The organism is Vibrio genomosp. F10 str. 9ZD137 (assembly GCF_049974785.1).
Classification (GTDB): Bacteria; Pseudomonadota; Gammaproteobacteria; order Enterobacterales; family Vibrionaceae; genus Vibrio.
Genome location: NZ_JBNGCJ010000209.1, coordinates 1 through 371, shown reverse-complemented (window position 1 = coordinate 371; position 371 = coordinate 1). Strand labels below are relative to the sequence as shown.

1 protein-coding gene and 1 pseudogene are annotated in these 371 nt (G+C 46.9%); both read left to right on the top strand.

The genetic code is table 11. The features are described 5' to 3' along the window. On the top strand, positions 1-102 hold a 102-nt coding region (locus tag ACP45E_RS02815), incomplete at its 5' end, for an ExbD/TolR family protein (RefSeq protein ID WP_426510513.1). A gap of 40 nt (positions 103-142) precedes the next feature. Next, positions 143-371: pseudogene (locus ACP45E_RS02810) on the top strand (energy transducer TonB); the annotation flags it as partial.

The window sequence follows — 371 nt, the reverse complement described above, 5'->3', positions numbered from 1 at the left end:
CAAGCTGACGAGAGAGCCTACAACGGCACCGTTGTTAAAGTGATGGATGCGGCTAAAGGTGCTGGAATTCAAAGCATCGCACTGGCAGCTGAGAAACATTAATGGATTACGTTAATGGATAGATGTTGATGGAGAAACGTTAATGTTACGTCTTATCATGGCGACCCCGATTGCGTTGGTCGCGACTGTTGGGCTATTCAGTTTTATGGCGTGGATTGTTGCCCCAAAACATGCACCAGATACTCATCAAGTTTCCCCATTACGTTTTGATATGATCATGGTGGAGAGTGAATCAATCACAGAGCGAAGAAAGAGAACTGTACCGAAACCACCGGAGCCTATAGAGCCACCCCCTGCAACGGCTTTATCCA